This window comes from Aestuariivirga sp. (assembly GCF_047602625.1).
In the GTDB taxonomy this organism is placed as follows: domain Bacteria; phylum Pseudomonadota; class Alphaproteobacteria; order Rhizobiales; family Aestuariivirgaceae; genus Aestuariivirga.
The window spans coordinates 431,491-458,320 of record NZ_JASGGV010000001.1; the positions used below are offsets into that span (position 1 = coordinate 431,491).

A 26,830-nucleotide genomic window follows, 5' to 3' on the forward strand; every position below is an offset into this window, starting at 1 on the left:
CGGCCCGAACCCCTATAGAGGGGCCAATCCGGGAATCACCTTCATGCACGATATCAAAGCCATCCGCGACAATCCCGCCGCGTTCGACCAGGGGCTGGCGCGCCGCGGCCTGGCGCCGCTGGCCGATGAACTGCTGCGCCTCGACAGCGAGCGCCGCGACCATCTCCAGAAATTGCAGGAGGCGCAAAGCCGCCGCAACACGCTCTCCAAGGAGATTGGCGATGCGATGAAGGCGGGCGACAAGGCGCGCGCCGAAACGCTGAAAGGCGAGGTTGCAAGCCTCAAGGATTTCATTGGATCTGGCGAGCAGGTAGAGCGCGACTTGACCGCCCGCCTGACGGACGCGCTGGTGGTGATCCCCAACCTGCCGCTTGAGGATGTGCCGGATGGCAAGGACGAAACCGGCAATGTGGAAATGCGCCGCTGGGGCACGCCGCCAACATTCGCGTTCGAGCCGCGCCAGCATTTCGACATTGGCGAATGGCTGGGCCAGATGGATTTCGACACGGCGGCGAAAATTTCCGGCGCGCGCTTCGTGGTGATGAAAGGCCAGCTTGCGCGGCTGGAGCGTGCCCTGGCGCAGTTCATGCTCGACCTGCAGACCGGCGCCAACGGCTATACCGAGCATTACGTGCCCTATATGGTGAATGACGCCAGCATGTTCGGCACCGGGCAACTGCCGAAATTCGCCGAAGACCTGTTTCGCACCATCGATGGCCGCTGGCTGATCCCCACGGCGGAAGTCTCGCTCACCAATTTGATGCGCGAGAAGACCGTGGAGGAAAAAGACCTGCCGATGCGGCTTACGGCCTATACGCCGTGCTTCCGCGCCGAAGCGGGGGCGGCTGGCCGTGACACGCGCGGCATGATCCGCCAGCACCAGTTTTCCAAGGTCGAGATGGTGTCGATCACCACGCCCGAACAGTCACGCGATGAGCTTGAGCGCATGACGGGCTGCGCCGAAAGCGTGCTCAAGGCTCTGGGCTTGCCCTATCGCGTGATGCGCCTGTGCACCGGCGACATGGGCTTCGGCAGCCGCATGACCTATGATCTCGAAGTGTGGCTGCCGGGGCAAAACGCCTATCGGGAAATCTCGTCTTGCTCCGTGTGCGGAGATTTTCAGGCCCGCCGCATGGAGGCACGCTACAAGCCTGCCGATGGCAAGGGCACGCGTTATGTGCACACGCTGAACGGTTCTGGCCTTGCGGTAGGCCGCACGCTGATCGCGGTGCTGGAGAACTATCAAAACGGCGACGGCAGCGTCACCATTCCCGAAGCCCTGCGCCCCTATATGGGCGGAAAAGACAAGGTCACGAGGCCCTGATGCGCATTCTGGTAACGAACGACGACGGCATTCACGCGCCGGGCCTTGTGGTACTTGAGAAAATTGCCCGCGAGATTTCAGATGATGTGTGGATCGTGGCGCCGGCGGAAGAAAATTCCGGGGCAGGGCACTCCCTGTCGCTCGCTGATCCGCTGCGCTACCGCGAGATCGAGAAACGCCGCTATGAGGTGGCAGGCACGCCAACGGATTGTGTTGTCATGGCGGCGCGTAAGATTCTTCCCGGCGATCCCGATCTTGTGCTGTCAGGCGTGAACCACGGCCAGAACATCGCCGATGACGTGACCTATTCCGGCACCATCGCGGCGGCGATGGAGGGAACGGGTCTTGGATTCAAGTCGATTGCGCTGTCGCAGGTGACGGGCATCCATAACAATGGCTTCAGCTTCGCGGTGGCAGAGCACTATGGCGCGGGCGTCGTGAAGAAACTCGTCGGCATGGATTTCGGGCCTGGCGTCCTGATGAACGTGAACTTCCCCGATTGCCGCCCCGATGAATTGCAGGGCGTCGAGGTGACGCGGCAGGGCAAGCGCGACCAGAATCTTTTGACGGTGGATGAGCGCGTTGATGCGCGCGGCCGCAACTATTATTGGCTGGGCTTCAAGCGCGAGCGCGGCAACCCGGCCATCGGCACCGATCTGTGGGCCGCCTTCAACAAGCGCATTTCGGTGACGCCCCTGCACATGGACTTGACCCAGGTTGCCGCCATGGATGCCGTGCGCCAGGTTCTGCTCGCCAAATAGCGCCGTCACACTCCTGCCGGTTTGTTGCCGCTGTGTTAGATTTAGGCGAATCATTACGGGGGAGGAGATCGCGATGAAAAGACAAGTCTTCGCAACGGCTGCGCTTGCGCTGGTGCTGCTCTCGGGCAGCGCCATGGCGCGCGAGAACTGGCGGCTGATCGGGTCTGTGACGTTTGACGATCCATGGCAGCGCAGCGTGGTTGTCATTCCGCAAGGGGTCGGCCCACTCGACGCCCTGCGCTTCGATGTGAAGGGTGCTGATCTCGAAGTCGGCAACGTCACGGTGACTTATGGCAATGGGCAATCGGTGGATGTGCCGGTGCGGTCCATTTTTAAAGGTAACAGCACGTCCCGCGCCATCCCCTTGGGCGGCCAGCCGAGGCAGGTGAAGCAGGTGACCGTGCTCTACCGTGCCCACGGGCCGACGCGCTTTAACGTGATGGGCGACATTGCCGATGCTCCGCCTCCGCCCCCACCGCCCGCCTGGGCGGACTTGGGCTGTAAGTCCGTTGGGTTTCTTGTCGACCGTGACATCATCCCGGTTGGCCGTCGGGATGGCGCTTACAGGGCGATCAAGCTGTCGGTTTCGGGAACGGCTGTCGAGTTCCTCAACGTGAATGTCGTCTATGGCAACGGCCAGCGCGACCAGTTGCCTGTCCGGCAGGTCATTCCGCCGGGCGGTCAGACGCGGGCCATCGATCTGGCCGGCAAGCAGCGCGGTATTGACCGGATCGAACTTTTCTACCGCGCCATCCCGACGATCAAGACGAAAGCGAAAGTCTGCGCGGCGGGCCTTCTCGGCAATTGAACGTGACAAGCGGCAGCATCTTCGGGTGCTGCCGCTACGGCTGCTCGAATTCCGTCGGCGGCGGGATGTTGTTGGCGCGTTCGCGGAATGAAATATAGATCGCCGAGGCAATGAGAACGCCCACGCCCGCGAAGGTCCAGCCATCGGGAAAATCATTGAAGAACAGCCAGCCCAGAAGGGTTGCCATGATGATTTCCGTATAGGCAAGCGGCGCCAGCAGCGATGCCTCGGCGAAATCATAGGCGCGCACGATGAGATAGTGTCCCACCGCCGCGATGATGGCGAGAAGGGGAAAAAGCGCCCATTGCGTCGCCGTGGGCGTGGTCCAGTCCAGTGGAACAAGCGCCGTCGCAATCAGCGCGCCGGCAAGGCTGGTGTGGAACGTCGTCACCATGGCATGGGCGCGGCCGGAAATGCGCCGCGTCATGATCATGTAGATGGCAAGCGAGCACCCCGCACCGAGGCCCATCAGCATGCCGGGATTGATGGTGGCGAACCCCGGCCGGATGATGATCAGCGTCCCGATGAACCCCACCGCCACGGCCGCCCAGCGGCGCGGCCCCACTTTTTCGCCCAGCGCCCAAGGTGAAAGCATGGTGACGATGAGCGGCTGCACGAAAAACACCGCCAGCGTATCGGCGATGGACTGGTATTTCAGCGCCCAGAAGAAAAACCCGGTGGCCGCCATCAGGAATGCGGCGCGCACCAGATGATAGAGGGGAATGCTTGGGATCAGCGCCTTGGCGCCGCCCGCCCGCCAGGCGAAGGGCAGGGTGAGGATGGCGCCAAACATCATGCGGGCCCAGACGATCTGCAGCACCGGCATGCCCATGTTGCCCAGATGCTTTGCCACCACATCCAGAAACGGCAGCAGCGCCATGGCCGACAGCATGAGGCCGATGCCGAGCAGGGGATTGGCGGAGCGTGCCTGATTTTTGATCATGGCACGCGCTTAGCGTGAATCGCCTGTGATTTCTATGCCTTGAGCCGCGCGTTCTCCGCATCCCAGATCGACTCGGGGATGATCTTCGCCTTCCGCCGCTCATCGAACACCAGCACCTCGAATTCGGTGCCCACATCCGCGAGCTTCGGATCCACATAGGCAAAGGCCAGCGACTTGTTCACCGCATGGCCAAAGCCGCCCGAGGTGGTGAGACCCATGATCTTGCCGCCCTGATAGACCGGCTCATTGCCCATGCAATCGGAATCGGTGTTGGCCACTTCCATGTAGACAAGCTTCATCCGTGGCCCGCGCTGCTTCATGGAAAGGCTGGCCGCCTTGCCGATAAAATCCGGCTTGTCGAGGCGGATGAAGCGTTCCATCGAGGCTTCGAACATGTCGATCTCGGTGGTGAGTTCGGAACCCCAACCGCGATAGGCCTTCTCCATGCGGAGCGAGTTCATTGCATAGGTGCCGAACAGCCGGATGCCGTGAGGCTTTCCGGCCGCCATCAGCGCATCATAAACCTTTGGCATCTCTGCCATCGGCACATGCACTTCCCAGCCCAGCTCGCCCACATAATTCACACGCAACAGCCGCACGCCCGTAACGCCCGCCACGGTCGCCTCCTTGGCGGTGAGCCAACGGAACGCTGAATTGGAAAGATCGGTTGACGTGCATTGCGCCAGCACGTCGCGCGCGCGGGGCCCCGCTAGAACCAGCACGCCGAAATCATCCGTGACATCGGTGATGGCAACGGACTCTGAAGGGAGCTTCCGCCAGTTCAACTGGTCAAGGTCATGCAATTCCGCGACCGCTGCCGAGAGCACGTAGAAATGCTCGGGGCCAAGCCGGGTGACGGTGATTTCGCTTTCGATGAATCCGTTAGGGTTGAGAAGGTGGCCCAGGATAATGCCGCCATCCTTGGCAGGAATCTTGTTGGCACAGATCCGTTCAAGGAAGGCGTAGGCGTCTTTGCCCTTCACCTCATATTTGGAGAAGGTGGAAAGATCCATCAGCCCCACGCGCTCGCGCACCGCCAGCGCCTCGCCGCGCACCGCTTCCCACCAGTTGGAGCGGCGGAACGAATAGGCCTCGCCCTTGCCGCTCTTGTCGTACCAGCGCGGGCGCTCCCAGCCGAAAATCTGCGAGAACTGCGCGCCCTCCGCCTTGAGCTTGTCATAGAGCGAGGATTTGCGCAGGCCTCGCCCAACTTCGTGCTGCTCGGCGGGCTTGTAGCAATAATACATGTGGTGATAGTCAGCGACCGACACATCGGACGTATAGTCCTTCGTGGCCCAGTTGCCGAAACGGCGCGGATCGAACTCGCGCATATTGATCTCGGCCTGGCCGTGCACCATCCATTGCGCCAGATATTTGCCCGCACCGCCGCCCTGGCAGATGCCGATCGAGGCGCCGCAATGCATCCAATAGTTTTTGGGCCCATGCGCCGGGCCGGAAAGATAGACGCCGTCCGGCGTGTGGGTGATGGCGCCTGAAATGATTGACTTGATGCCGGCCTTGCCGAACAGCGGCAGCCGTTCGGTGGCTTTTTCAAGCCACGGCATGATGCGCTCAAGTTCATTGGGTTCGAGTTCTGACTCATAGTCCCAGCGCGGCGGCTGTCCGTCCCAGCAGGTGTGGGCGGTGGCAGTCTCATAAGGTCCGATCAGCACGCCATTGGTTTCTTCGCGCAGATAGGCGTGGGAGTAGGGGTCGCGCACCACCGGCAGCTCCAGCTTCAGGTCGATCAGCTCCTGCAGCGGTTCGGTGATGATGTATTGATGCAGCATGTTGGCGATGGGCACATTGTGGCCCGTCCAGCTTCCCACCACATCGCAATAGCTGCCTGCGCTGTTCACCACATGCTCACAGTCAATGTGGCCCTGTTCGGTGAACACGCGCCATTCGCCATTGGGCAGCAGCTTGATGTCCGTCACGCGGTTGCGGCGGTAGATTTCGGCCCCCAGCTGGCGCGCGCCCGCCGCCATGGCGTTGGTGATGTCTGCCGGGGCGACATGGCCGTCCGTCACGGTGCGGAAGGCGGCCTTGATGCCAAAGGTTTCGAGATAAGGGTGATATTGCTTGATCTCGGAAGGCCCGATGATCTCACCCTCGTAGCCCGCCAGTTTCGAGATGCCATGGACGTATTTCAGCCAGTTCACTTCCTCGTCGGTCACGGCAAGGCGCAAGCCGCCGCAGCCATGCCATGACACCGCCTGGCCGGTCAGCTTCTCCAGCTTGGGATAAAGCTCGGTGCCATAGACATGCACCTTGGTCATGTTGAGGGAGCCATTGAAATGCGGGCATTGGCCCGCCGCGTGCCAGGTGGAGCCGGAGGTGAGTTCGCCCTTTTCGATGAGGGCGATGTCTGTCCACCCTTCTAGCGCCAGGTGATAGAGCAGCCCCACGCCCATCACGCCGCCGCCCACGATCACCACCCGCGCATGCGATTTCATCATTGTCTCCGGAAATTCACCTGTGCGGGCTATGTATCATCTCAATCGCAGAAGCGCAGGCCCAAATCCGCCATGGACGGTGAACCACATTCACCAGCCAGGGAATCGCTGCGCAGTCTGGATCCAGCGGCATGATGCTGGTCAGAGAAATCACTTTCGGCCGATGAACGGGCATAGTCATTGTGTCTTTCCCGCAACAGAGTGTCGATTTGTGTACGCTGCCCAAATGGCTGCCATATTGATCCTTTCATCCGCCAAAATTGGTCAATAGCCTTCAACAGTTGAGGGGATGAGGGTTGCGCCGTCCGGCATGCGGCCCGTGATCCAGGGGACATTGGAAAACGCTGGTGGCAATGCCATCGCGGGGATGCGGCAGCGCATCCGGGAGGATTGAACGGCCGTGTGTTGGAGTGAAGGCAGCGGGCTCAGTGTAATGAGCTGGAAAGCGCGGCGGGGGCTGATCGCTCTTGCCACGCTCTGTGCTGTCATCATTTGCGCTTTGACGCCTGCGGTGGCGGCGGACGGCACCCCCGATGATCCGGGTTTTCTCGGCGAGTTCTATTCCTATCTTCCCGCCGCTCCCGATATCAAGCTGCCGGACATCAATATCCCGTTCTGGACAGATGATTTCAAAACGGCGAAAAAGGCTTATAATAAAGCTAATTACGACAAGGCGCTGAAGTATTTCCGCAAGTGCTCGGATGATGGCAACTTCGTCGCCGACTGGTATCTCGGCCATATGTACCGGCTGGGCCGTGGCGTTCCGCGCGACGATGCAACGGCCTATTCCTATTATTCCCGCGTCGCAGATCATTACGATCCCGACGAAACCGATCTGACCCGCCTCCGCATCACCGTTGATGCCATGGTGCAGATTGCGGATTATCAACGCACCGGCGCAGCCTCCGCTGGCATTCCACAGAACGCGCCGGCCGCAGCACAGACCTATCTCAAGATCGCCATCACCTATGGCCATCCGGCGGCGCAATATGCGCTGGGGGTAATGAACATCAAGGGCGAGGGCATGCGGCCGAATCCCCAGCAGGGACTCAAATGGCTGATCGCCGCAGCGCGGAAGCGCAACCCGCAGTCAGAAGCTTTTCTGGGTGAACTCTATCTGCAGGGCAAGTTCGTGCGGATCGACTCGACGCGCGCGCTCATGTGGTACATCCTCGCCGCCCAATCCGCCCGCCAGGATGAAAACCCGGAAATCTTCAACCGACTGCAGCAGATTGAGGCTTCAACCCCGGAAGAAGCCAGGCTGGAAGCCGAAGCGCGCGCCCGTGTCTGGGATGAGCAATATCCCATTGGCGGCCATTCGATGCCCGTCAGCGATCAGGGCGATCAATAGGCTCTGGTCTTTTACCCGGCCGCGTGACGACAAAGGCAATCGCCGCCAGCGCCAACGCGCCAAGGGCAGATTCCAGCCACCAGGGTGCATGCGCGAAGAAATGCGCATAGCCCAGCATGGCCCCGAACATGACGATGGCAGTCAGCTTGCCCAAAGGCGGAATCACCCCGGCGTCCTGCCAATCCTGCACGGTCTTGCCGATAAAGCGGTTGTTGCGCAGGCGCTCTTCCATCTCGGGTGATGAGCGCGAAAAGGCCCAGACGGCAACCAGCACGAGAATGGTGGTAGGAAACAGTGGGACGAAAAGGCCCAGCAGGCCCAGCGTCAGGCAGAACCACCCCAGCATCAGAAAAACGTAGCGGGCGAAGGTTTGGCGGGTCATTTCAGCTCAATGCTTGCCATGCGACGGCGTTGATGCAATCAAACGCAGGAGATGGCAAGGAAACTCCCGAAAGACGGCCAGCCGGCCCCGCTGAAGGCGCAAGCGCCGGTGCTGGCCAAGCTCCGCACCTATTTCTTCACCGGGCTTGTGATTACCGCCCCCATCGCCATCACGGTGTGGGCAACGGTGTGGTTCATCACCTTCTTCGACAGCTGGGTAAAGCCGCTTCTGCCGTTGCGCTATACGCCCGATACCTATTTGCCGATCAAGGTTCCGGGCGTCGGTCTCGTCCTCACGCTCGTAGCCATTACGCTGATCGGTGCGCTGGCCCGCAATCTCGTAGGCCGCACGGTGATCGGCCTGTGGGACAAGCTGCTCGACCGGACGCCCGTTGTGCGCTCGATCTACAAGGGCTCGAAGCAGATTTTCCAGACCATCTTTTCGGAGCAGGGCGCCTCCTTCCGCTATGTCTGCCTCGTCGAATGGCCGCGCCGCGATGCCTGGTCGATTGCCTTTGTCTCTCGTGAAGTGGATGGCGGTCAAATCGGGCTGAGGGCGGGCCGCGAGATGTATGCAATCTACGTGTCCACCACGCCGAACCCCACCTCCGGCTACGTCTTCTTCGTTGATAAGAAGGATGTGCAGATTCTCGACATGAGTGTCGAAGACGGTTTGAAGCTGGTGATCTCCATGGGTCTGGTGTTCCCGGAACAACCGGTGCCGCCCGCCGTAGAGGACGCAATGGCCATCGTCGCGCCGAAAAAGCCGCGTAGCCGGCGAAAGAAGGTCAACCAGCCGTGAGCAGCCGCACGGCCTCGTTGCGCTCGAAGAGATAGAGCAGCACACGTAAAGCCTCGCCACGGGATGATTGAAGATCGGGATCGCGCGCAAGGATGAGGCCCGCATTATCCCGCGCCATGGCCAGCAGATCGCCATCCAGCGCCAGATCGGCGATGCGGAACAGCGGAACGCCGGCTTGCCTTGTGCCCAGCAATTCACCAGCACCGCGCAATCGCAGATCCTCCTCGGCGATCAGGAAGCCATCATCGGTATCGCGCATGATGGAGAGTCGCGCCTTCGCCGTTTCCCCAAGCGGTTCCTGATAGAGCAGGAGGCAGGTGGATTTGGCCGAGCCGCGCCCCACGCGGCCGCGCAATTGGTGAAGCTGCGCCAGGCCGAAGCGCTCGGCATTCTCGATCACCATCACATTGGCTTCCGGCACATCGACGCCTACTTCGATGACCGTGGTTGAGACGAGAAGCGACAGCGCGCCCGATTTGAAATCGGCCATCACGCGGTCTTTTTCCGGTCCCTTCATGCGGCCGTGCACAAGGCCAACCTGTCTGGGAAAATGCGCGGCTAGCGCGGTAAGGCGGTCTTCGGCCGCCGCGAGATCGACAACCTCGCTCTCTTCCACCAGCGGGCAAACCCAATAGGCGCGGTTGCCCTGCGAGATCGAACGCGAGAGGCCCGCGATGACCTCATCCATCCGCGTCATGGGCAACACGCGCGTGTCGATGGGCAGCCGTCCCGCCGGCTTTTCGGTGAGCTTTGAAACCTCCATGTCGCCATACAGCGTGAGCGCCAGCGTGCGCGGAATGGGCGTGGCCGTCATCACCAGAAGATCAGTCGCCGCTCCGGCTTTGGCCTGCAGGGCAAGGCGCTGGTGTACGCCGAAGCGGTGCTGTTCGTCGATCACCACCAGGCCGAGGTCGTGAAACATGACGCCCTCCTGAAACAGGGCATGGGTGCCAATGAGGATCTGCGTTTTCCCGCTCGCGAGCCGCTCCAGAACGTCTTCGCGCGCGCGGCCTTTCTCGCGGCCCGTCAGAAGATCAACCGTGATCCCGGCATCGGCGCAGAAGCGCGACAGCGTTGCAAAGTGCTGGCGGGCAAGAATTTCCGTCGGCACCATAAGCGCCCCTTGCACGCCGCTTTCAGCAGCGGTGGCGAGCGCCAGCAGCGCCACGACGGTCTTGCCCGATCCCACATCGCCTTGCAGCAATCTAAGCATCCGGTCGGGCGCCGCCATGTCACGCAGGATATCGGCCAGCGCCTGCTGTTGCGCTGAGGTGAGGCTGTAGGGCAGCGCCTTCACGATCTTCTCACGGAGAGCGCCGCTGCCGCGCAAGGCCCGCCCCGCCGCGCGTTTCATGTGTGACCGCACCAGCGTGAGGGCAAGCTGGTTGGCCAGCAACTCGTCATAGGCGAGCCTGCGCCGCGCGGGTGAGGGCGCGTCCGCCGCAACGATTTCTTGCGGCACATGCAGGCCGCGCAAGGCCGTGGCGAAATCCGCCCAGTTTTCCCGCCGCGCCAGCGCCGCATCCTGCCAATCCGGCAGCGCCGGCAGCGTGTCCAGTGCCGCGCGGATGGCGCGCGCCAGGATTTTCCCGGAAACGCCTTCGGTCAGAGGATAGACCGGCTCGAGCAGCGGCAGTTTTTCAAATTCATCAGCGCTCACCGCATAGTCGGGATGTGGCATCTGCGGCTGGCCGTTGAACCATTCGACGCTTCCCGAAATGAAGCGCCGTTCGCCCTCCGGCAACATACGCTTCAGACTGTCCGCATAGGCGTGGAAATAGACCAATGTGAGCGTGCCGGTGTCATCATGCACCTCCACCCGATAGGGCAGGCGCTTGTTGTGCGGCGGCGGGGGCCTGTGGCGTCCAACCGTTACTTCGACGGTCACGATGCCGCTCAAGGGCAGATCGGCGATCTTCGGGCGAAATCGCCGATCCACAAGTCCTGACGGCAAATGGAACAAAAGGTCCACCACCCGCGCGCCATCGCCTTCCGCCGCCGCAGGGCGAAGGAAAAGCCCAAGCGTCTTGTCCAGCTTGTCGCCGATTCCTTTGATGGATCGGGCGCTGGCGAATAGCGGGTTGAGGAGGGGCGGACGCATGGCGCCATTTTCAGGAGAATGGGTTGCGGCGCAAGATGGGATGGGGCAAATCACTCGCTCATGCCCCAATCCGAGACCATCGAGACACGCCGCAAGCGCCTGCTCTGGCGCGCGACCCATCGTGGCATCCGCGAGATGGATATTCTTGTGGGAGGCTATGCCATTGCCCATATCAACGCGATGAGCTCAGGCGATCTCGACCAGCTTGAGGCGATCATCGCGCTTCCCGATCAGCAGATGCTGGCCTGGGCGACTCAACAGGAAGAAACGCCCCCTCAACATCAGAGCGCCATGCTCTCCGCCATTCTCGCATTCCGCCCATGATCGATCTTGCCAAAGTGAAACCGCGCCTTGGTACGCCAGGCCGCATTCAGGCGGGCGGTGTGCCGCAGGGGCTGGATGCGATGCTGTTGCCGGAACTGGCGAAGGCGATCGCGCCGCGCGCGCTGCTGCATGTGGCGCTCGATGACCAGCGCCTTGCGGTTCTGGCCGACCAGCTCGCCTTCTTCAATCCCGGCATCGAGGTGGTGCGGTTTCCGGCCTGGGATTGTCTGCCCTATGACCGCGTTTCCCCCAATGCCGAACTGGTGGCGCGGCGGCTGGCCACGCTGGCGAGGCTGGCGCGCGGCGTCACGAAGCCGTTGATCGTTCTCACCACGGTGAACGCCGTGCTGCAGCGCGTGGTGGCCAAGACGGTGATCTCTGGTGCAACCTTCACCGCAGCGCCCGGCAACCGGGTGGAAAGCGAAAAGCTGCTGGCCTTCCTCGCGCATAACGGTTTCTCGCGCACCGGAACGGTGGTGGATCCTGGCGACTTCGCGGTCAGGGGCGGCATCATCGACATCTTTCCGCCAGGCGCTGAAAATCCCGTGCGCCTCGATTTCTTCGGCGACACGCTGGAATCGATCCGCAGCTTTGATGCGCAGTCGCAGCGCTCGCTCGCCACGCTCAAGTCCTTCGCGCTCAACCCCGCCAACGAAGTGCTGCTGAACGATGAATTGATCGGCCGCTTCCGCAAAGGCTATGCGGAAGCCTTTGGCGGTCTCGACATTCACGATCCGCTTTATGAAAGCGTCACCAATGGCCGCCGCTATCAGGGGCAGGAACATTGGTTGCCGCTGTTCCACGATCATCTGGAAACGCTGTTCGACTACGTGCCGGATTGCGCGATCAGCCTCGATCACGAAACGGACGAGGCTGTCACGGCGAGGCAGGAGCAGATTGCCGAGTTTTATGATGCCCGCCGCGAGGCGCTGGACAAGCAAAGCTTTGGCGCCGCACCCTACAAGCCGCTGAAGCCTGATGCGCTCTACCTCACGGACACCGAGTGGCGCAGCCAGCTTGCCGATCATACAACGCTGGCGCTTTCGCCTTTCGAAAGCCCGGACTCGTCCGCCGTTTCCTTTGGCGGCAAGCGTGGCAGGAGTTTCGCGGCGGAGCGCGCTGAAGCGGGCGGCAATGTCTATGAAGCGGTGAAGGCGCACACCGAAGCCTTGCGCGCGGGCCGCAAACGCACCGTCATCGCCTCATGGACGGAAGGCTCGCGCGAGCGCCTGCAGACCATCCTCAAGGACCATGAGGTTGTGCCCATGGCAGCGGCGCAAAGCTGGCAGGAGCTGAAGGGCTGGGACACATCCATCCTGGCGCTGGCCGTGCTCGGGCTGGAAGAGGGGTTTGAGACCTCCGATCTCGCCGTCATCTCCGAGCAGGATATTCTCGGCGACCGGCTGGTGCGCAAGGGCCGCAAGACCAAGAAAGCGTCGGATTTCATTTCAGAGCTTTCCGCCCTTTCGCCCGGCGATCTCGTCGTGCATGTGGACCATGGCATCGGCCGCTTCGAGGGCCTGAAAACCATCGAGGTGCAGGGCGCGCCGCATGATTGCCTGTTCATCATGTATGCTGGCAATGACCGGCTGTTCCTGCCCGTCGAGAACATCGAACTCCTGTCGCGCTATGGCGCCGATGAGCAGGGCGCCAATCTCGACAAGCTGGGCGGCGGCGCCTGGCAGGCCAAGAAGGCCAAGCTCAAGGAGCGCATCCGCGAAATGGCGGAGCAGCTCATCAAGACGGCGGCGGCGCGCGAGCTGAGACATGGCGACATCCTGCCGCCGCCCGAAGGCGCTTATGACGAGTTCTGCGCCCGCTTCCCTTATGAGGAAACCGAGGACCAGCTGACCTCCATCGAAGCCGTGCTGGACGATATGCAAAAGGGCCGCCCGATGGACCGTCTCGTGTGCGGCGACGTGGGCTTCGGCAAGACGGAAGTGGCGCTGCGCTCGGCCTTCGTGGCGGCAATGAACGGCAAGCAGGTGGCCGTTGTGGTGCCCACGACACTTCTGTCGCGCCAGCACTTCGCCACCTTCCAGGCGCGGTTCAAGGGCCTCCCACTCAACATCGCACAGGCCTCGCGCCTTGTTGGCCGCAAGGAGATCGAGAATGTGAAGGAGGGGCTCGCGAAAGGCGATATCGACATCGTCGTCGGCACTCATGCGCTGCTGGCCGAGAGCGTGAAGTTCCGCGACCTGGGCCTTCTCATCATCGACGAGGAACAGCACTTCGGCGTGAAGCACAAGGAACGCCTGAAGGAGATGAAGACCGGCATCCATGTGCTGACTCTCACCGCCACGCCCATTCCGCGCACCCTGCAACTGGCGCTGTCGGGCGTGCGCGAACTCTCGCTCATCACCACGCCGCCGCTCGACCGGCTGGCGGTGCGCACCTATATCTCGCCCTTCGATCCCGTTATCATCCGCGAAAGCCTGCTGCGTGAGCATTTCCGCGGCGGGCAAAGTTTTTATGTGGTGCCGCGCATTTCCGATCTCGATGAGATCGCCGCCTTCCTGCGCGAGAATGTGCCGGAGGTGAAGTTCCGCGCCGCCCATGGCCGCATGGCGCCGACGGAGCTTGAGGACATCATGTCCGGCTTCTATGACCGCGCCTTCGACGTGCTGCTCTCCACCACCATCGTGGAATCGGGCCTCGATATTTCAACCGCCAACACGCTGATCATCCACCGCGCTGATATGTTCGGCCTGGCGCAGCTCTATCAGCTGCGCGGCCGCGTGGGCCGCTCGAAGCAGCGCGCCTATGCGCTGTTCACGACCCCCGCCAACCGCGCGCTGACCGAAGCGGCGGACAAGCGCCTGAAGGTTCTGCAATCCCTCGATTCACTGGGCGCCGGCTTCACGCTGGCCAGCCATGATCTGGATTTGCGCGGCTCCGGCAATCTGCTGGGTGAGGAGCAGTCGGGCAACATCAAGGAAGTAGGCTACGAACTTTATCAGACCATGCTGGAAGAAGCCGTCTCGAAACTCCGCACCGGCGGCGAGCCGATGGAGGCTGAAGGCACATGGTCGCCGCAGATCAACACTGGCGCATCCGTGCTGATCCCCGAAAGCTATGTGGAGGACCTGCAGGTGCGCCTCGGGCTTTACCGCCGCCTCGCTGATCTCGCCGACCAGACCGCCATCGACGGATTCGCGGCGGAACTGCACGACCGCTTTGGTCGGGTGCCGGAAGAGGTGCGGCATCTCCTCGAAGTGGTGGCCATCAAGCTCATGTGCCGCACCGCCAATGTGGCGAGCGTGGATGCCGGTCCCAAGGGCGCCGTCATCGGCTTCCGCGGCGATGCTTTCCCCAATCCGCCCAAGCTCGTGCAATGGATCACCTCGCAGGGCAATCTCGCCAAGCTGCGCGGCAATGACATGAAGCTCGTTTTGATGCGCAATTGGGACAAGCCCGAAGATCGCCTCAAAGGCACCCGGCAGCTCATGCAAACGCTGGTGAAACTGGCGGCGTAAATCAAACCGTCCAGCGTCCGCGTCTTGCCTCAAGAAATTCTATATCGTTGCAGGCGGCCAGCACGTCACCGCCGGTGATGGGATTAAAAATCACCGCGTAGCGATATGTCAGGGCAGCGAAGTCAAATTCCAGCCCCTTGGAGAAAAACGGCAAAAAGCGTTCTTTCAGGGGATTCTGCCCTTCGTGGATATGAATACTGTCGATGACATTCTGGAGATGATTGGACCAGAAAGAAAAGAACGATGGCTGCACCAGAACCATCTTGATCGTGGATTGGTTCACAAGAATGTCGGCTGAAGAGTTTGTGAAGCTACCGCCATTCTCCAGCGTGATCTCAATGGCGGATAATGACATTGATATGTTTTTGACTTCAGAGTCTCCGATAAATCGCGGGAGCATCACACGGTGGTCTTCATCGAACTCCCACTCAACCCGCGAGAAACCGCTCATGCCTGCGTTTCCGCCATGACTTTTTCAATCGCATCGGCCAGCACATCGGGTTCCTGCGCGCCGGTGAGGGCGTAGCGGCCGGCGAGAAGGAAGGTCGGCACACCACGCACGCCGATGTCGCCTGCATGCTGTATCTCGGCCTTGACGTTTTCCACATCCTGATCACTGGCCAGAAGCTCGGAAATCTGCGCGCCGTTGAGGCCCACATCGGCGGCGCAACCGGCCAGAACGGCGCGGTCGCCCACGTCCTTGCCCTCGCTCCAATAGGCCATGAAAAGCCGCTCCACCATGTCAGTCTGGCGGTTGGCGGTGTGCGACCAGCGGATCACCCGGTGCGCGTCGAGCGTATTGGGCGTGCGCGTTATGGCGTCGAAATTGTAGGGAACGCCCAGTTCATTTCCCGCCGCGATCAGCGGATCATGAACGGTCTTGAGCCGTTCGGGGCTGAACTTCGCTGCCATATAGTCGCTACGGCTCATGCCCTCCGGCGGAATGGTTGGATCGAGCATGAAGGGCCGCCAGCGCAGGAAGACATCGGGATCGCCCAACTGATGCAACGCCGCATCCAGCCGCCGCTTGCCGAGAAAACACCACGGGCAGATCACGTCCGAGACAATGTCGATGGTGAAGCGGTCCGCCATGAATTCCTCTTTTACGGGTTATGCCACAGCGTCGTGGCTTCAAAGCCGGGAAGCGGCTGCGTGGCTGGGCGGCCGATCGTGTTCCACCGCGCCACCCATTGCCCGCCCGCGTCATAGAAAGGCACCATATAGAACCCCGCCACCAGCAGTCTGTCTTCCGCATGAACGGCGGCAACAAAATCCTCGCGCGTTGCCGCCTTCAGCATCGCGCCAATCGCGCGGTCAATGGCAGGATCTGCAATGCCCGAAAAGTTCCGCGTGCTTGGCACGTTGCGGGCCGCCGAACCAAAATATGTGAACTGCTCATTGCCCGGAGAAAGCGAATTGAACCACGTCGCCGGGAGCATATCGTAATCAAAATTGTTTTGGACACGGATGAACTGCGCGGCGTCGAGCGTTCTCACCGTGGCGTTGATGCCGATCTGCTTGAGAGTACGCTGGTAGTGCAGCGCCAGCTTTTCCTGGTCGCGGTTCTGCACCGAGATGGCGAAGGTGAACACCTCGCCCTTCTGGTTGGTGAGGCCCTGTTCGGTGATCGTCCATCCCGCCTCGGCCAGAAGCGCCACGGCCTTGCGCAACACTTTCCTGTCATGCCCCGAGCCATCGGTGGCAGGCAAACGGTAGGAGCCATCCAGCATGTCAGGCCGGAGAGTCTTGACTGCATCGCCCAGAACCGCGCGCTCGCGGTCATCGGCAGCGATCCCCAGCGAGGAAAGCTCCGAACCCGCATAATAGCCGTAAGTGCGTTTGTAGGCGTTGTTGAACAAATTGGCATTGGCCCATTCGAAATCGAAGGCCATCACCAAGGCCTCGCGCACGCGCGGGTCCGCGAAAATCTCGCGCCGCGTGTTGAAGGCGAAGCCGGAGGCCGGTGCGGGCGATTTCTGTTCGATCTTTTCCAGCGTGATGCGGCCATCCTTCACGGCGGGAATGTCATAGCCCGTGGACCATTGCACGGGATCGCCCTCGATCCGCACATCGGCAAGTCCGGATTTGAAGGCCTCGAAAGTAGCGTTGGCATCGCGGTAATAGTCGAACTTCACCGCATCGAAATTCCACACGCCGCGATTGATCGGCAGGTTCTTCCCCCAATAATCCTTGTTCTTCACATAGGTGATGGACTCGCCCGGCTTGATATCGGTCATCAGATAGGGGCCGGAGCCGATGATGGGATCGAAATTCGTCACGTCGAAGGGCTTTCCGTCCCACACATGTTTCGGAAGCACGGGCATCAGGCCGATGATGAGCGGCAGTTCGCGGTCGCCCGCTGTCTGGTGAAACACGATGGTTTGCGCGTCCGGCGTTTCCATCGCCGTCACCTTGCTGAAATTGGTCTTGAAGTTGGGCCGCCCCTTGTCCATCAGCATGCGCATGGAGAACGCCACGTCTTCGGATGTGACAGGTGTGCCATCGGAGAATTTTGCCTCCGGCCTGATCTTGAACGTTACCATCTGCCGGTCATCCGAGACGTCGATTGACGAGGCCAGCAATCCATAGAGCGAGAAGGGCTCGGCCCAGTTCCGCCCCATTAGGCTTTCAACCGTATAGGTGCGCACGCCATAAACGGCATTGCCTTTGACGATGAAAGGGTTGGTACTGTCGAAGGTGCCGGTCATCGCCTGCCGCAATATGCCGCCCTGCGGCGCGTCCGGGTTTGCATAGGGAAGGTTCTTGAAATCGGGCGGCAGGGCAGGCTGGCCCTGCATGGCGATCCCATGCTGGGGCGCCGCGAGGGATGGCTGCGCGGCAAGCACGGCCACGCAGCACAGGAGCGTCAAAAATCGAATCGCGGTCATGCGGCAACTCTACGTTAAATCCAGCAGGCGCTCGCGCCCCCGGAACAGCCGATCAGCTACCGCACAATAATGTTCGAAAATTGCCACGGATCACGGCGGTCCAGCACCTCGGGAAACAGGCTCTCGCGGCCTTTCAGCGGGTTCCAGTCTGTATAATAGCCCGCCACATTGCCGAGATAGGGCAGCTGCAGTTCAAGGCAGCGGCGGAAGTCCATTTCGTCCGTCTCGACGATGCCGGCGCTGGGGTTTTCGATGGCCCAAACGATGCCCGCCAGGACAGCGGACGTCACCTGAAGGCCGGTGGCATTCTGATAGGGCGCGAGCTTCCGCGCTTCTTCGATGGTGAGTTGAGAGCCGTACCAATAGGCATTCCTCTTGTGCCCATAAAGCAGCACGCCCAGCTCGTCCATGCCGTCGATGATTTCATCTTCGGCGAGAATATGGATGGTTGACTGCTTGCGCCCGCCAGCGCCGAACATTTCATGGAGCGAAAGAACGGCGGCGTTTGAGGGATGATAGGCATAGTGGCTCGTCGGCCGGTAGGTCACCTTCCGGCCATCGCGCACCGTGTAGTAATCGGCAATCGAAATCGCCTCGTTGTGGGTCACGAGGAAGCCGAAATTGGCGCCCGCCGTTGGCACCCAGGTGCGCACCCGCGTGTCGGCGCCGGGATGATCGATATAAATCGCCGCCCCCGTGCCGGATTTGTGCCGCTTGCCCTTGGAGGGCAGCTTCTTCTCGTGCGTGCCCCAGCCAAGCTCCGCAGGCTGGAGCCCTTCGGAGATGAAGCCCTCGACCGACCATGTGTTGACGAAGCAATCCAGCGGCTTCGGGTTGCGGGACCGTTGCGTATCACGCTCCGCAACGTGAATGCCTTTCACGCCGACGCGCTTCATGAACTTTGCCCAGCCCTCGCGTGTGGTGGGCTCCTTGATATCCAGTTTCATGTCGGCGGCGAGATTGACGAGCGCCTGTTTCACGAACCATGACACCATGCCGGGATTGGCTCCGCAGCAGGAAACGGCGGTGGAACCCAGACCCAGCTTCTTCTTCAGCGCCAGCATTTGCTCGCGCATGGCATAGTTGGTGCGGTCGGCGTTGCTGAGCTTGGGATTGTAGTAGAAGCCCGGCCACGGCTCGATCACCGTGTCGATGTAGAGCGCACCAGTGTCGCGCGCCAGTTGCATGATGTCGAGGCTGCCGACATCCACCGAGAGGTTGACGATCAACGCCTTACCTGTGCCCGCCGTGAGAAGCGGTTTCAGCACATCCTTGTAATTCCTTTTCGTCAGGCCCTGCTGGATGAATTTTACGCCCTGTTGTTCCGCCAGCTGGCTCCACGATGCGTCAGGATCGAGAATGGTGATCTGGTTTTTGTCGCAGGCAATGTGGCGCAAGATCAGGGGCAGGGTGCCCCGGCCGATTGAGCCAAAGCCGATCATCACGATAGGTCCAGTCCATGTCGCATACACGGGCCAAGTGGTCATTTCATCGGAACTCCTGTGAGGGTTGAAAACAGCAGCGGAAATAAAGGATATGACCGCGCAATGACAGGAGAATTTTTAGGCAGCTATTGCACGCGCACGTAGGCGTAGCGCGTGCCGGATGACGAGACGAAGACGGTTCCGGCGCCATCCACCATCACATCATAGCAGGACCAGTGCTCGCTGGGCGGCCATTGCGAACAATAGTGATCGCCGTCCACTTTCCAGAACCCTTGCTGCATCGCGCCGTCCACCGTGTAGTAAGTGACGCCAGCGGCCTGGAAAATCTGCTCGATCTTGCGCGTATCGGAAACACCGCTGAAGGCATGATCCGCAAGCCACGTCTGAATGTCTGCCGCCAAGAGCCTGTGCTCCGCCGCCTGCGCGGGAAGCGAGAGGAGAAAGAGCCATATGATGGCAGGAATTTTATGGCTCCAATGCCATTGTGATGGTGTCGAAAAAGCAGACGGTTATTTGCCAAAGGTCTTATCCAACTGAAGGCATTCCTTGCCATTCTTGGCGCCATTCTTTACCCAGCAACTTGCTGCTGCCGGATTCTTTTCAAATCCAAATTTTCCCTCCGAATAGGCGTAAGACCAGATTTCAGCCAGTCTCCTGTCAGAAATGGCCTGCGCCGTGTGAGGTAATATAGGCGTTTTGTCTTGCTTCCCCCATAGAATCACCGTTGCCTGAACGACAAAAATGCGAAACTGCTCCCTATCATATCCGCAATATTCGCGTTTTTTGCTCAGATGTTCCATCAGTTCATCCAGAAAAACAACGACACCGAGTGGAGCTTTCTGATTTTCGGGAACCGCGATGTCAATTTTCGCATCGATTAAAAGGCTGTCGATTTTCCTGCAGTTTTCGGCGGCGATTGCGGGCGACAAAGAGGCGATAAAAATACAGAGCGCTGCCGCAAGTTGTAGAACGTGCACACGAAATGGTTTCACGCCTTGTGCTCCTCGGCATAGCGCCATGTTTCATAGCGGATGCGCGCGTGCTTGTAGGCGTCGAACACCGCCATCGCGTAGACAAAGATGCCGCCTGCGAACTTTCCCACCAGCGAAACATTTGGGGATGCCGTGATGAGCGTGAAGCCGCCCAGCAGCAGCATGAAGAACACGAAGATCAGCCCCCGCACCGGCTGGCGGTTGATGACCTGCCCGGAGCCCGGAAGAATGATGGCCGAGAGCAGGACGAGAAGAGGCTGTAGCGGGCGCGTCACGGACTGGTTTCTCCGGCATGGGCAATAAGATCATCCCTGATCGCAATCAGCTTGTCGAGAAGCGCCGTCACCGTGGCGGCGGGAATGGCGGCGCTCCCCATGTCGCTGTCGCGGAAGATCAGATAGCGGGTGCGATGCGCTTCTTCCGCCATCCATGTCAGGCGCAGCCCTGCGGGCGCGATCACCAGTTCCTTCACGCGATCATCCTGAAACAGGGCCAGATGCCGCCGCAGCATATGCTCATCAGGCAAATTTCCCGGCGCATCGATGCGGATGGCGCAATCCTCAGGGAAGCCATGGGGCGGCGTCACCTGCACAGGCAGGTCCGAAAAGCCCGAGAAAGGCTCAATGCCGCGCGGGCGCATCATCATGTCAAAGCGCCCTTTGACGGGCACCGGTGCGGCGATCGTGATCAACAGCCACAGCACCGGCAGCTTGCGGAAATTCAGCGCGTCTTTCTCGAAGCGGAGGGAAACGGGGACGCCGCGATAGGTTCCGGCCAGGCGCGGATAGCCGGTCAGATCGATTGTCATCTCTGCTGGTTGAAACGCAGCCTCGCAATGCTCAAGCATCGCCTTGCGCAGGATGCGGGTTTCGCGACTTCTTTGCCAGCTCTGCCACAGGCTCACCAGCAGCGCCAGGCAAGCTGCAGCCGCAAGCGCGGATTTGACCAGCATCTCCATCACTTCCGGGCCCTATGACGGATATGGCCCGCCACGGGGCGGGCCATAAATTCATGCAGGAAGCGCAGCGTCAGTATCCGTTCGGCCTTGGCCACGGCATGGTGAACTGCTTGCCACGGCTCACGAAGCGGTAGCGCCAGAAGTGGAACCACAGCGACACCACGATATAGAATCCCACCATGGCGATCAGCTGCGTGCCGTAGCCCAGGAACACCGCGAAATAGGTGACGGCGCACAGGCACAGCAGCACGATGGCCGGCAGCGGATGGAAAGGGTGCACATAACCGCGCTTGATAGAGTCGAGCGGCCACTTCTTGCGGAACATGATCACGTTGATCGGCATGAACGTATATTCCAGCAGCCCCGACAGGATCGAGAAGGTAACAACCTGATCGAGAGCACCGCCCAGTGCGAAGATGAGCGCGATCGGAACCAGGAACACGATTGACCGGTAGGGCGTGCGAAACTTCGGATGCACAGCGCCGAACCATGCCGGCAGATAATGGTCACGTCCCATGCCGAACCACGCGCGTGACGCATCGTTGATACAGCCGTTGGCTGAGGCCAGCGTCGAGAACATGGTGCCGATGCCCAGCATGAACAGCAGGAACTGCGATCCCGTGAGGCGGCTGGCGTCAAACAGCGGCGCCACCGATCCGTTCACGCCATCGCCGAGGAATTCCCACGGCAGCAGGCCGGAGCACACATACCAGGTAAGTGTCGCGGCAATCAGCAGCGTGATGATGCCGGCCATGGTGCCGAAGGGCAGGGCGCGGGCGGGCGAGCGCACTTCTTCCGCCGCCTGCGTCGTGCCTTCAATGCCCAGATAATACCACAGGCCGAAATGCATCGCCGCCACGACGCCGATGGCGCCATAAGGCAAGGCGGCGCTGCCCGACATCAATTGCGCATGCTTCAATGGCGTTGCAGCACTCCAAGGCGTCACGCCGATGAACAGCAGGATGATGGCAATGAAGGCTATCGCCGTGATGACGAGGTTGAAATTAAGCGTCGCCAGCACGCCGCGGTAATTCAGCCACGCCAGGAACAGGATGGTCAGCACGATGAATGGCGATTGATTAAGCTCGCCTGTATAGCCGGAAAGGGTCGCCACCTGCGAGACGAGATAGCCGAGCGTAATGGCATTCGCCGCCTCGAGCATCGTATAGGCGAACACCAGATAGAGGCCGACGTTGAAGGCCATCAGCGGCCCGATGATGTGTTTGGCCTGGGTGAACTGGCCGCCGGCCGCGGCGACGGTGGAGGTCACCTCGGAATCGATCATGGCCACGCAGGTATAGAGAAGGCCTGCGAACCAGCAGGCGATGAGCGCCGCATAGGCGCCGCCTTTGCCGACGGCGAAATTCCAGCCCATATATTCGCCGACCAGCACGATGCCGACGCCAAGCGCCCAGACATGGGCGGGACCAAGCACGCGCAGCAGGTTGATCTTTTGCGGCGCGGGGGCTGTAGCAGTGGTTGTTGTTTTTGCCATTGTCCCGGCCCTCAGATGTTGTGTTTTTCGGTCAGCGCCTCAAGCTCGCCTTCCTGCGACGAGGTGAGAACGTCTTCCGAATAGCTGGAGTCGGTGCGCAGCCAGTCGACGACGATATAGAGGCCGAAGATCGCCGAGAGGACCCACGCGCCATATTCCATGATGTGCCAGAATTCCATTGCCGCCCCCGCTATTTCTTGCCGCCGAATTTCTCGTCGATCACCTCGCGGTACTCCTTGTCGGAGAAGCGGATGACCATGAAGAAATAGCCGATGACGACGATCACCATGATCGCCAGTTCGATGGAGTTGATGGTGTAGTCGTAGCGCGCGGTGATGATGTTCTGCAGCGCTTCGTTCTTGGGATCGGTGAAGCCCAGCGCGTTCCACGCCGCGATTTTCTCGGGCGTGTCCTGCCCGAGAGACTGCCACGTGGCATTGGCGTCGACGGGCGCTGCAGTCTTGGATCCGCCCGCCAGATCGAACCACAGGGGCAGGCGCAGGGCGCCGATGATCAGGACCAGAAGCACCAGAACGTCGATGATCTGGCCGATCTTGCTTTGCTTCGGCGGCACGTATTTCGCCATCTCAGCCTCCCGCCTTGCGGTTGCGCATTTCGTCGAGATATTTGAGATCGAGCGTGTAGATGAAGTGCTTGTCTTCCTTGTAGTGCTTCACCAGCGCGCCGATCGAGGCGGTGTTGAAAAGAAGCACGGCCACGCCGCCGATGAGCAGGATGATGTGCCACGGGCCTTCGGGGGCCAGCTTCCATGTAGCGATGGCGACGAAGATGACGGCGAACCAGAGCCCGATGACAAACGCCCAGGCGATGATGACATCGCGTTTGTACACCGCCTCAATCCGCTGATTGAGATCGGACATTGTGTTTCCCCTCCGCAGGCCCGCGATTATCCCCGCCGCGTGCTGGCCCGACCCCAATGTTGTTTGCTGCGGGGCAACTTTGTTGTCTGTCAGGAAACAGCGGGTGTGCACAATTGTCAAGCACAATGCCGCGATCAGGGCGGTGAATAGTGGATGAATGGGCGATTCAGCATCGATGCAGCGGCGGGGCTTGTGCTGGCGGTGAGCGTCGGTGTGGCGCGGTCGGAAAAGGTGTGGGCCGAATCGGCGGTCCGGCTTCCGGTTTCCGGCGATGCGATCACCGTGCCGCATCAGGGCTATGAGCCTTTTGATCCTCGCCGCGTGCCGCAGTCCGGCGGCATGGCCAGCCGGCTGCTCGCTGGGATCAGTGTGAAGCACGGCTGATTTGCGGTTTCCCCTTTGCATCGCCATATTGGCAGAAACGATTCGGGAACAATCCGCATGGCCAAATCTGCCAAATCCGCCGACCTCTTCGGCGACCTTCCCGCTGTGCCGAAGGCGAAAGTCTCGGCGAAACAGCGCGGCGAGGAGAGCTACACCGCCGCCGACATCGAGGTGCTGGAGGGGCTTGAGCCGGTGCGCCGCCGCCCCGGCATGTATATCGGCGGCACGGATGAGAAGGCGCTGCACCACCTCTTCGCCGAGGTGCTTGACAATTCCATGGACGAAGCCGTGGCAGGCCACGCCTCATGGATCGAGGTGAATTATTCCGCCGATGGCTATCTGACCGTCACCGACAATGGCCGCGGTATCCCCATCGACCCCCATCCCAAGTTCAAGGATAAATCCGCCCTCGAAGTCATCATGACGACGCTCCATGCGGGCGGCAAGTTTGACTCCGGCGCCTATGAAACCTCGGGCGGCCTGCATGGCGTGGGCGTTTCGGTGGTGAATGCGCTGTCGGACCATGTGATCGTCGAGGTGGCGCGCGGCCAGCAGCTCTACCGGCAGGAATTCCGGCGCGGCAAGCCCACGGTGAAGCTGCAGGAACTGGGCAAGGTCTCGGGCCGCCGCGGCACCAAGGTGTCATTCCACCCCGATGAGCAGATTTTCGGCAAGGGCAACACGGCCTTCTCCGCCGCGCGTCTTTACAAGATGGCGCGCTCCAAATCCTATCTCTTTGGCGGGGTTGAAATCCGCTGGTCCTGCGATCCCTCCCTCATCAGGGACAAGGAGACGCCGGAGAAGGCGACGCTGCATTTCCCCGGCGGACTCAAGGACTTCCTGGCCGAGCGGCTGGACGGCATGACGCGCGTGGTGGACGAGAGTTTCGCAGGCCGCGTCGAGAAGGAAGGAAGCCACGGCACGGTCGAATGGGCGGTGGCCTGGTTCGGCGGCGATGACGGCTTCATGTCTTCCTATTGCAACACCATCCCGACGCCCGAGGGCGGAACCCACGAGCAGGGCTTCCGCACGGCGCTCACCCGCTCGCTCAAGAACTATGCCGAACTCTCCAACAACAAGCGCGCCGCCGTGGTGACGGCTGATGACGTGATGACCTCGTCCGGCGCGCTGCTCTCGGTGTTCATCCGCGAGCCCGAATTCCAGGGCCAGACCAAGGACAAGCTGGCGACGCTCGAAGCCGCGCGCATCGTCGAGAATGCGGTGCGCGATCATTTCGACCACTGGCTGACGGGCCATCCCGCACAGGCCGACAAGCTGCTGGGCTGGATCATCGAGCGCGCCGAGGAACGCATCCGCAGGCGGCAGGAAAAGGAAGTGGGCCGCAAGACGGCTGTCAGGAAGCTCAGGCTTCCCGGCAAGCTGGCCGATTGCTCCGCCACCCAGCATGAAGGCTCGGAACTCTTCATCGTCGAGGGTGACTCGGCGGGCGGCTCCGCCAAGCAGGCGCGGAACCGCGCCACCCAGGCCGTTCTCCCTTTACGCGGCAAGATCCTGAACGTCGCCAGCGCCACCAAGGACAAGCTCTCCGCCAACCAGCAACTGGCCGATCTCATCCAGGCGCTGGGCTGCGGCACGGGGGCCTCCTACCGCGAGGAGGATCTGCGCTACGAGAAGGTGATCGTGATGACCGACGCCGATGTGGATGGCGCCCATATCGCCAGCCTCCTCATCACCTTCTTCTACCGCCAGATGCCGGCGCTGATCGACCAGGGCCATCTCTATCTGGCCGTGCCGCCGCTCTACAAGCTGGCGCAGGGGGCGAAGGTCGCCTATGCGCGCGACGATGCCCACAAGAACGAATTGCTGCGCACCGAACTGACGGGCCGCGGCAAGGTGGAGCTGAGCCGCTTCAAGGGCCTTGGCGAAATGCTGCCCGCCCAGCTCAAGGAAACGACGATGGACCCGGCGCGGCGGCTCCTGCTGCGCGTAAGCCTCGCCGACGCCCAGCGCGCCGCCACCCAGCGCACGGTGGAACAGCTCATGGGTAACAAGCCCGAGGAGCGGTTCAATTTCATCTCCGAACGCGCGGAATTCGTGAGTGAAGAGGGTCTGGATATTTGAGGGGCTGGCAGGCGCGTTTCACGTGGAACATTTTCCTATTTCGGCCTCGCGAGGCAGCGATTTCAAGGCTTTGGCAACACAGGTTTTGATGCATCCGGGGTGAATGCACGCGGTTTTGGTGTGCAAAATACATGCTGTTTGTAGCATTAAGATGCCAAATCCGGCGCGGGGAAATTGACTGAGTCAATTTGTGAAAAGTGGCAATATTCTCAAACCGCTGTTTCTGGACACATGGTAGAATGCGGCTAATGAAGGCGGTATTGACAACGATTCTGGGGACGCGAGGCAGTTCCGACATTTCGCGCCAATTGAACTAGATTAGGTGAAACGAAATGCGCAACGAATTTAGTATGCCGTCCCGCATATTTCAGGTTGCGCCTGAGCCAATAGCAGACTCATATTGGCGCCGCTGCCACCGCGTACTCCACATGCTTGGTGTTCTTCATGGCAAAGGATTTCACGGCCTTCGTATTTTTCCCCACAATTACCCATTGGCATACCGCATTGAGATCTACTCATCTCTCTACATGAGCGCGGACGGCGTAAAATATCGACCCGAAGCGATACCCACGGGTGTGGACAGCCGTATAATCGCGCGCCATTCAGGTGCGGATGGGGCCAGCTTTTTTGGTTGGGATGACGCTCAAGAGGCAAATGCGCAACAGTTGGCATTGCTCTTTATAAGCCGCTTCCCCGATCTTTGCCGTGAATCATACAGGCTCGATTTTGCTTATGCTGGGTGGTTCGCAACACTGTTGGCGCACTGTGACTACGGATTTTTACCTTATTTATTTGCTGAGAATGAAGAAGAGATTGGTGTGTTGCGAATGAATCAGATCGGTGGCGGCGGCCTTGAATACTTTCCGTTGCCTCCTGGAACGAATTTTGGCCAAACCTTTGTTCCTGTACCAAGCGCTAAGTGGCTCAAATGATAATATCGCTTTGCAAAGAGACGGAGTTGAACCTCAATTATCGCTG

The 26,830-nt window shown here is 60.7% G+C and carries 26 protein-coding genes; 10 read left to right on the top strand and 16 right to left on the bottom strand.

The window, feature by feature from the left end; all coding sequences use genetic code 11:
• Positions 1-43: 43 nt before the first annotated feature.
• The 3 genes from serS to QM694_RS02235 all read left to right on the top strand — a co-directional run bounded on the left by serS (position 44) and on the right by QM694_RS02235 (position 2,893).
• Complete coding sequence (gene serS, locus QM694_RS02225; RefSeq protein WP_415005320.1) at positions 44-1,324, top strand: serine--tRNA ligase; 1,281 nt, start codon at positions 44-46, stop codon at positions 1,322-1,324.
• Positions 1,324-2,085, top strand: a complete 762-nt coding sequence (surE, locus tag QM694_RS02230; protein ID WP_415005321.1) for a 5'/3'-nucleotidase SurE — start codon at positions 1,324-1,326, stop codon at positions 2,083-2,085. The genes serS and surE overlap by 1 nt, the downstream gene beginning before the upstream one ends.
• A gap of 73 nt (positions 2,086-2,158) precedes the next feature.
• Entirely contained in the window at positions 2,159-2,893 is a 735-nt protein-coding gene (locus QM694_RS02235; protein WP_415005322.1) for a hypothetical protein, read from the top strand.
• A gap of 34 nt (positions 2,894-2,927) precedes the next feature.
• Here the strand turns inward: QM694_RS02235 and QM694_RS02240 are convergent, their stop codons facing one another.
• Together QM694_RS02240 and QM694_RS02245 are read right to left on the bottom strand one after the other, a co-directional pair.
• A complete protein-coding gene (locus QM694_RS02240) occupies positions 2,928-3,836 on the bottom strand; it encodes a DMT family transporter (RefSeq protein ID WP_415005323.1) in 909 nt (302 codons plus the stop codon).
• A 32-nt stretch (positions 3,837-3,868) separates the two neighbouring features.
• On the bottom strand, positions 3,869-6,292 hold the full coding sequence (locus QM694_RS02245; protein ID WP_415005324.1) for an FAD-dependent oxidoreductase: 2,424 nt from the start codon (positions 6,290-6,292) through the stop codon (positions 3,869-3,871).
• A 433-nt stretch (positions 6,293-6,725) separates the two neighbouring features.
• Between QM694_RS02245 and QM694_RS02250 the strand changes: the two genes are divergently transcribed.
• Positions 6,726-7,643 (top strand): tetratricopeptide repeat protein, encoded by a 918-nt coding sequence (locus tag QM694_RS02250; RefSeq protein WP_415005325.1) that lies wholly within the window; start codon positions 6,726-6,728, stop codon positions 7,641-7,643.
• Here the strand turns inward: QM694_RS02250 and QM694_RS02255 are convergent.
• The gene (locus QM694_RS02255; protein ID WP_415005326.1) at positions 7,621-8,025 is read right to left on the bottom strand and encodes a YbaN family protein; all 405 of its coding nucleotides are present in this window, start codon (positions 8,023-8,025) and stop codon (positions 7,621-7,623) included. The two genes, QM694_RS02250 and QM694_RS02255, sit on opposite strands and share 23 nt — an antisense overlap.
• 51 nt (positions 8,026-8,076) lie before the next feature.
• Between QM694_RS02255 and QM694_RS02260 the strand changes: the two genes are divergently transcribed.
• Positions 8,077-8,826, top strand: a complete 750-nt coding sequence (locus QM694_RS02260; protein ID WP_415005327.1) for a DUF502 domain-containing protein — start codon at positions 8,077-8,079, stop codon at positions 8,824-8,826.
• Here the strand turns inward: QM694_RS02260 and recG are convergent.
• A complete protein-coding gene (gene recG, locus QM694_RS02265; protein ID WP_415005328.1) occupies positions 8,813-10,927 on the bottom strand; it encodes an ATP-dependent DNA helicase RecG in 2,115 nt (704 codons plus the stop codon). The genes QM694_RS02260 and recG overlap by 14 nt on opposite strands.
• A gap of 60 nt (positions 10,928-10,987) precedes the next feature.
• Between recG and QM694_RS02270 the strand changes: the two genes are divergently transcribed.
• Entirely contained in the window at positions 10,988-11,251 is a 264-nt protein-coding gene (locus QM694_RS02270; RefSeq protein WP_415005329.1) for a succinate dehydrogenase assembly factor 2, read from the top strand.
• Entirely contained in the window at positions 11,248-14,727 is a 3,480-nt protein-coding gene (mfd, locus tag QM694_RS02275; protein ID WP_415005330.1) for a transcription-repair coupling factor, read from the top strand. The genes QM694_RS02270 and mfd overlap by 4 nt, the downstream gene beginning before the upstream one ends.
• Before the next feature lies 1 nt (position 14,728).
• Here the strand turns inward: mfd and QM694_RS02280 are convergent, their stop codons facing one another.
• From QM694_RS02280 to QM694_RS02335, 12 genes are all read right to left on the bottom strand, one after another.
• Complete coding sequence (locus QM694_RS02280; protein WP_415005331.1) at positions 14,729-15,178, bottom strand: hypothetical protein; 450 nt, start codon at positions 15,176-15,178, stop codon at positions 14,729-14,731.
• The gene (locus tag QM694_RS02285; RefSeq protein ID WP_415005332.1) at positions 15,175-15,819 is read right to left on the bottom strand and encodes a DsbA family oxidoreductase; all 645 of its coding nucleotides are present in this window, start codon (positions 15,817-15,819) and stop codon (positions 15,175-15,177) included. Before QM694_RS02285 ends, QM694_RS02280 begins: the two co-directional genes overlap by 4 nt.
• Before the next feature lie 11 nt (positions 15,820-15,830).
• A complete protein-coding gene (locus QM694_RS02290) occupies positions 15,831-17,615 on the bottom strand; it encodes an extracellular solute-binding protein (RefSeq protein ID WP_415005333.1) in 1,785 nt (594 codons plus the stop codon).
• A gap of 56 nt (positions 17,616-17,671) precedes the next feature.
• Positions 17,672-19,102, bottom strand: coding sequence for a homospermidine synthase (locus QM694_RS02295; protein ID WP_415005334.1), 1,431 nt, complete (start codon positions 19,100-19,102; stop codon positions 17,672-17,674).
• 83 nt (positions 19,103-19,185) lie between these two features.
• Positions 19,186-19,461: a hypothetical protein gene (locus QM694_RS02300; protein ID WP_415005335.1), complete on the bottom strand. Its 276-nt coding sequence runs from the start codon at positions 19,459-19,461 to the stop codon at positions 19,186-19,188.
• Positions 19,462-19,569: 108 nt separating this feature from the next.
• Complete coding sequence (locus tag QM694_RS02305; protein ID WP_415005336.1) at positions 19,570-20,052, bottom strand: hypothetical protein; 483 nt, start codon at positions 20,050-20,052, stop codon at positions 19,570-19,572.
• On the bottom strand, positions 20,049-20,327 hold the full coding sequence (locus QM694_RS02310) for a hypothetical protein (protein WP_415005337.1): 279 nt from the start codon (positions 20,325-20,327) through the stop codon (positions 20,049-20,051). Before QM694_RS02310 ends, QM694_RS02305 begins: the two co-directional genes overlap by 4 nt.
• On the bottom strand, positions 20,324-21,004 hold the full coding sequence (locus QM694_RS02315) for a hypothetical protein (RefSeq protein ID WP_415005338.1): 681 nt from the start codon (positions 21,002-21,004) through the stop codon (positions 20,324-20,326). Before QM694_RS02315 ends, QM694_RS02310 begins: the two co-directional genes overlap by 4 nt.
• Before the next feature lie 76 nt (positions 21,005-21,080).
• Positions 21,081-22,505, bottom strand: a complete 1,425-nt coding sequence (locus tag QM694_RS02320; protein ID WP_415005339.1) for an APC family permease — start codon at positions 22,503-22,505, stop codon at positions 21,081-21,083.
• Positions 22,506-22,516: 11 nt separating this feature from the next.
• Complete coding sequence (locus QM694_RS02325; RefSeq protein WP_415005340.1) at positions 22,517-22,684, bottom strand: hypothetical protein; 168 nt, start codon at positions 22,682-22,684, stop codon at positions 22,517-22,519.
• An 11-nt stretch (positions 22,685-22,695) separates the two neighbouring features.
• Positions 22,696-23,091 carry a hypothetical protein gene (locus QM694_RS02330; RefSeq protein WP_415005341.1) on the bottom strand — a complete coding sequence of 132 codons (396 nt, stop codon included), beginning with the start codon at positions 23,089-23,091 and terminating at the stop codon, positions 22,696-22,698.
• 1 nt (position 23,092) lies between these two features.
• Entirely contained in the window at positions 23,093-23,386 is a 294-nt protein-coding gene (locus QM694_RS02335; RefSeq protein WP_415005342.1) for a hypothetical protein, read from the bottom strand.
• A 153-nt stretch (positions 23,387-23,539) separates the two neighbouring features.
• Here QM694_RS02335 and QM694_RS02340 point away from each other — a divergent pair, with 153 nt between their 5' ends.
• From QM694_RS02340 to QM694_RS02350, 3 genes are all read left to right on the top strand, one after another.
• A complete protein-coding gene (locus QM694_RS02340) occupies positions 23,540-23,770 on the top strand; it encodes a hypothetical protein (protein WP_415005343.1) in 231 nt (76 codons plus the stop codon).
• Positions 23,771-23,827: 57 nt separating this feature from the next.
• Positions 23,828-25,852 (top strand): DNA topoisomerase IV subunit B, encoded by a 2,025-nt coding sequence (parE, locus tag QM694_RS02345; protein ID WP_415005344.1) that lies wholly within the window; start codon positions 23,828-23,830, stop codon positions 25,850-25,852.
• Positions 25,853-26,184: 332 nt separating this feature from the next.
• Entirely contained in the window at positions 26,185-26,784 is a 600-nt protein-coding gene (locus QM694_RS02350) for a hypothetical protein (protein WP_415005345.1), read from the top strand.
• Positions 26,785-26,830: the final 46 nt, after the last annotated feature.

Coding starts and splice junctions, on each gene's coding strand:
- parE (WP_415005344.1), top strand. CDS start 23,828: ATGGCCAAATCTGCCAAATCCGCCGACCTCTTCGGCGACCTTCCCGCT.
- QM694_RS02315 (WP_415005338.1), bottom strand. CDS start 21,004: ATGCTGGTCAAATCCGCGCTTGCGGCTGCAGCTTGCCTGGCGCTGCTG.
- QM694_RS02295 (WP_415005334.1), bottom strand. CDS start 19,102: ATGACCACTTGGCCCGTGTATGCGACATGGACTGGACCTATCGTGATG.
- QM694_RS02235 (WP_415005322.1), top strand. CDS start 2,159: ATGAAAAGACAAGTCTTCGCAACGGCTGCGCTTGCGCTGGTGCTGCTC.
- QM694_RS02245 (WP_415005324.1), bottom strand. CDS start 6,292: ATGAAATCGCATGCGCGGGTGGTGATCGTGGGCGGCGGCGTGATGGGC.
- QM694_RS02280 (WP_415005331.1), bottom strand. CDS start 15,178: ATGAGCGGTTTCTCGCGGGTTGAGTGGGAGTTCGATGAAGACCACCGT.
- QM694_RS02320 (WP_415005339.1), bottom strand. CDS start 22,505: ATGGCAAAAACAACAACCACTGCTACAGCCCCCGCGCCGCAAAAGATC.
- recG (WP_415005328.1), bottom strand. CDS start 10,927: ATGCGTCCGCCCCTCCTCAACCCGCTATTCGCCAGCGCCCGATCCATC.
- mfd (WP_415005330.1), top strand. CDS start 11,248: ATGATCGATCTTGCCAAAGTGAAACCGCGCCTTGGTACGCCAGGCCGC.
- surE (WP_415005321.1), top strand. CDS start 1,324: ATGCGCATTCTGGTAACGAACGACGACGGCATTCACGCGCCGGGCCTT.
- QM694_RS02270 (WP_415005329.1), top strand. CDS start 10,988: ATGCCCCAATCCGAGACCATCGAGACACGCCGCAAGCGCCTGCTCTGG.
- QM694_RS02285 (WP_415005332.1), bottom strand. CDS start 15,819: ATGGCGGACCGCTTCACCATCGACATTGTCTCGGACGTGATCTGCCCG.
- QM694_RS02350 (WP_415005345.1), top strand. CDS start 26,185: ATGCGCAACGAATTTAGTATGCCGTCCCGCATATTTCAGGTTGCGCCT.
- QM694_RS02250 (WP_415005325.1), top strand. CDS start 6,726: ATGAGCTGGAAAGCGCGGCGGGGGCTGATCGCTCTTGCCACGCTCTGT.
- serS (WP_415005320.1), top strand. CDS start 44: ATGCACGATATCAAAGCCATCCGCGACAATCCCGCCGCGTTCGACCAG.
- QM694_RS02325 (WP_415005340.1), bottom strand. CDS start 22,684: ATGGAATTCTGGCACATCATGGAATATGGCGCGTGGGTCCTCTCGGCG.
- QM694_RS02240 (WP_415005323.1), bottom strand. CDS start 3,836: ATGATCAAAAATCAGGCACGCTCCGCCAATCCCCTGCTCGGCATCGGC.
- QM694_RS02260 (WP_415005327.1), top strand. CDS start 8,077: ATGGCAAGGAAACTCCCGAAAGACGGCCAGCCGGCCCCGCTGAAGGCG.
- QM694_RS02340 (WP_415005343.1), top strand. CDS start 23,540: ATGAATGGGCGATTCAGCATCGATGCAGCGGCGGGGCTTGTGCTGGCG.
- QM694_RS02255 (WP_415005326.1), bottom strand. CDS start 8,025: ATGACCCGCCAAACCTTCGCCCGCTACGTTTTTCTGATGCTGGGGTGG.
- QM694_RS02290 (WP_415005333.1), bottom strand. CDS start 17,615: ATGACCGCGATTCGATTTTTGACGCTCCTGTGCTGCGTGGCCGTGCTT.
- QM694_RS02330 (WP_415005341.1), bottom strand. CDS start 23,091: ATGGCGAAATACGTGCCGCCGAAGCAAAGCAAGATCGGCCAGATCATC.
- QM694_RS02335 (WP_415005342.1), bottom strand. CDS start 23,386: ATGTCCGATCTCAATCAGCGGATTGAGGCGGTGTACAAACGCGATGTC.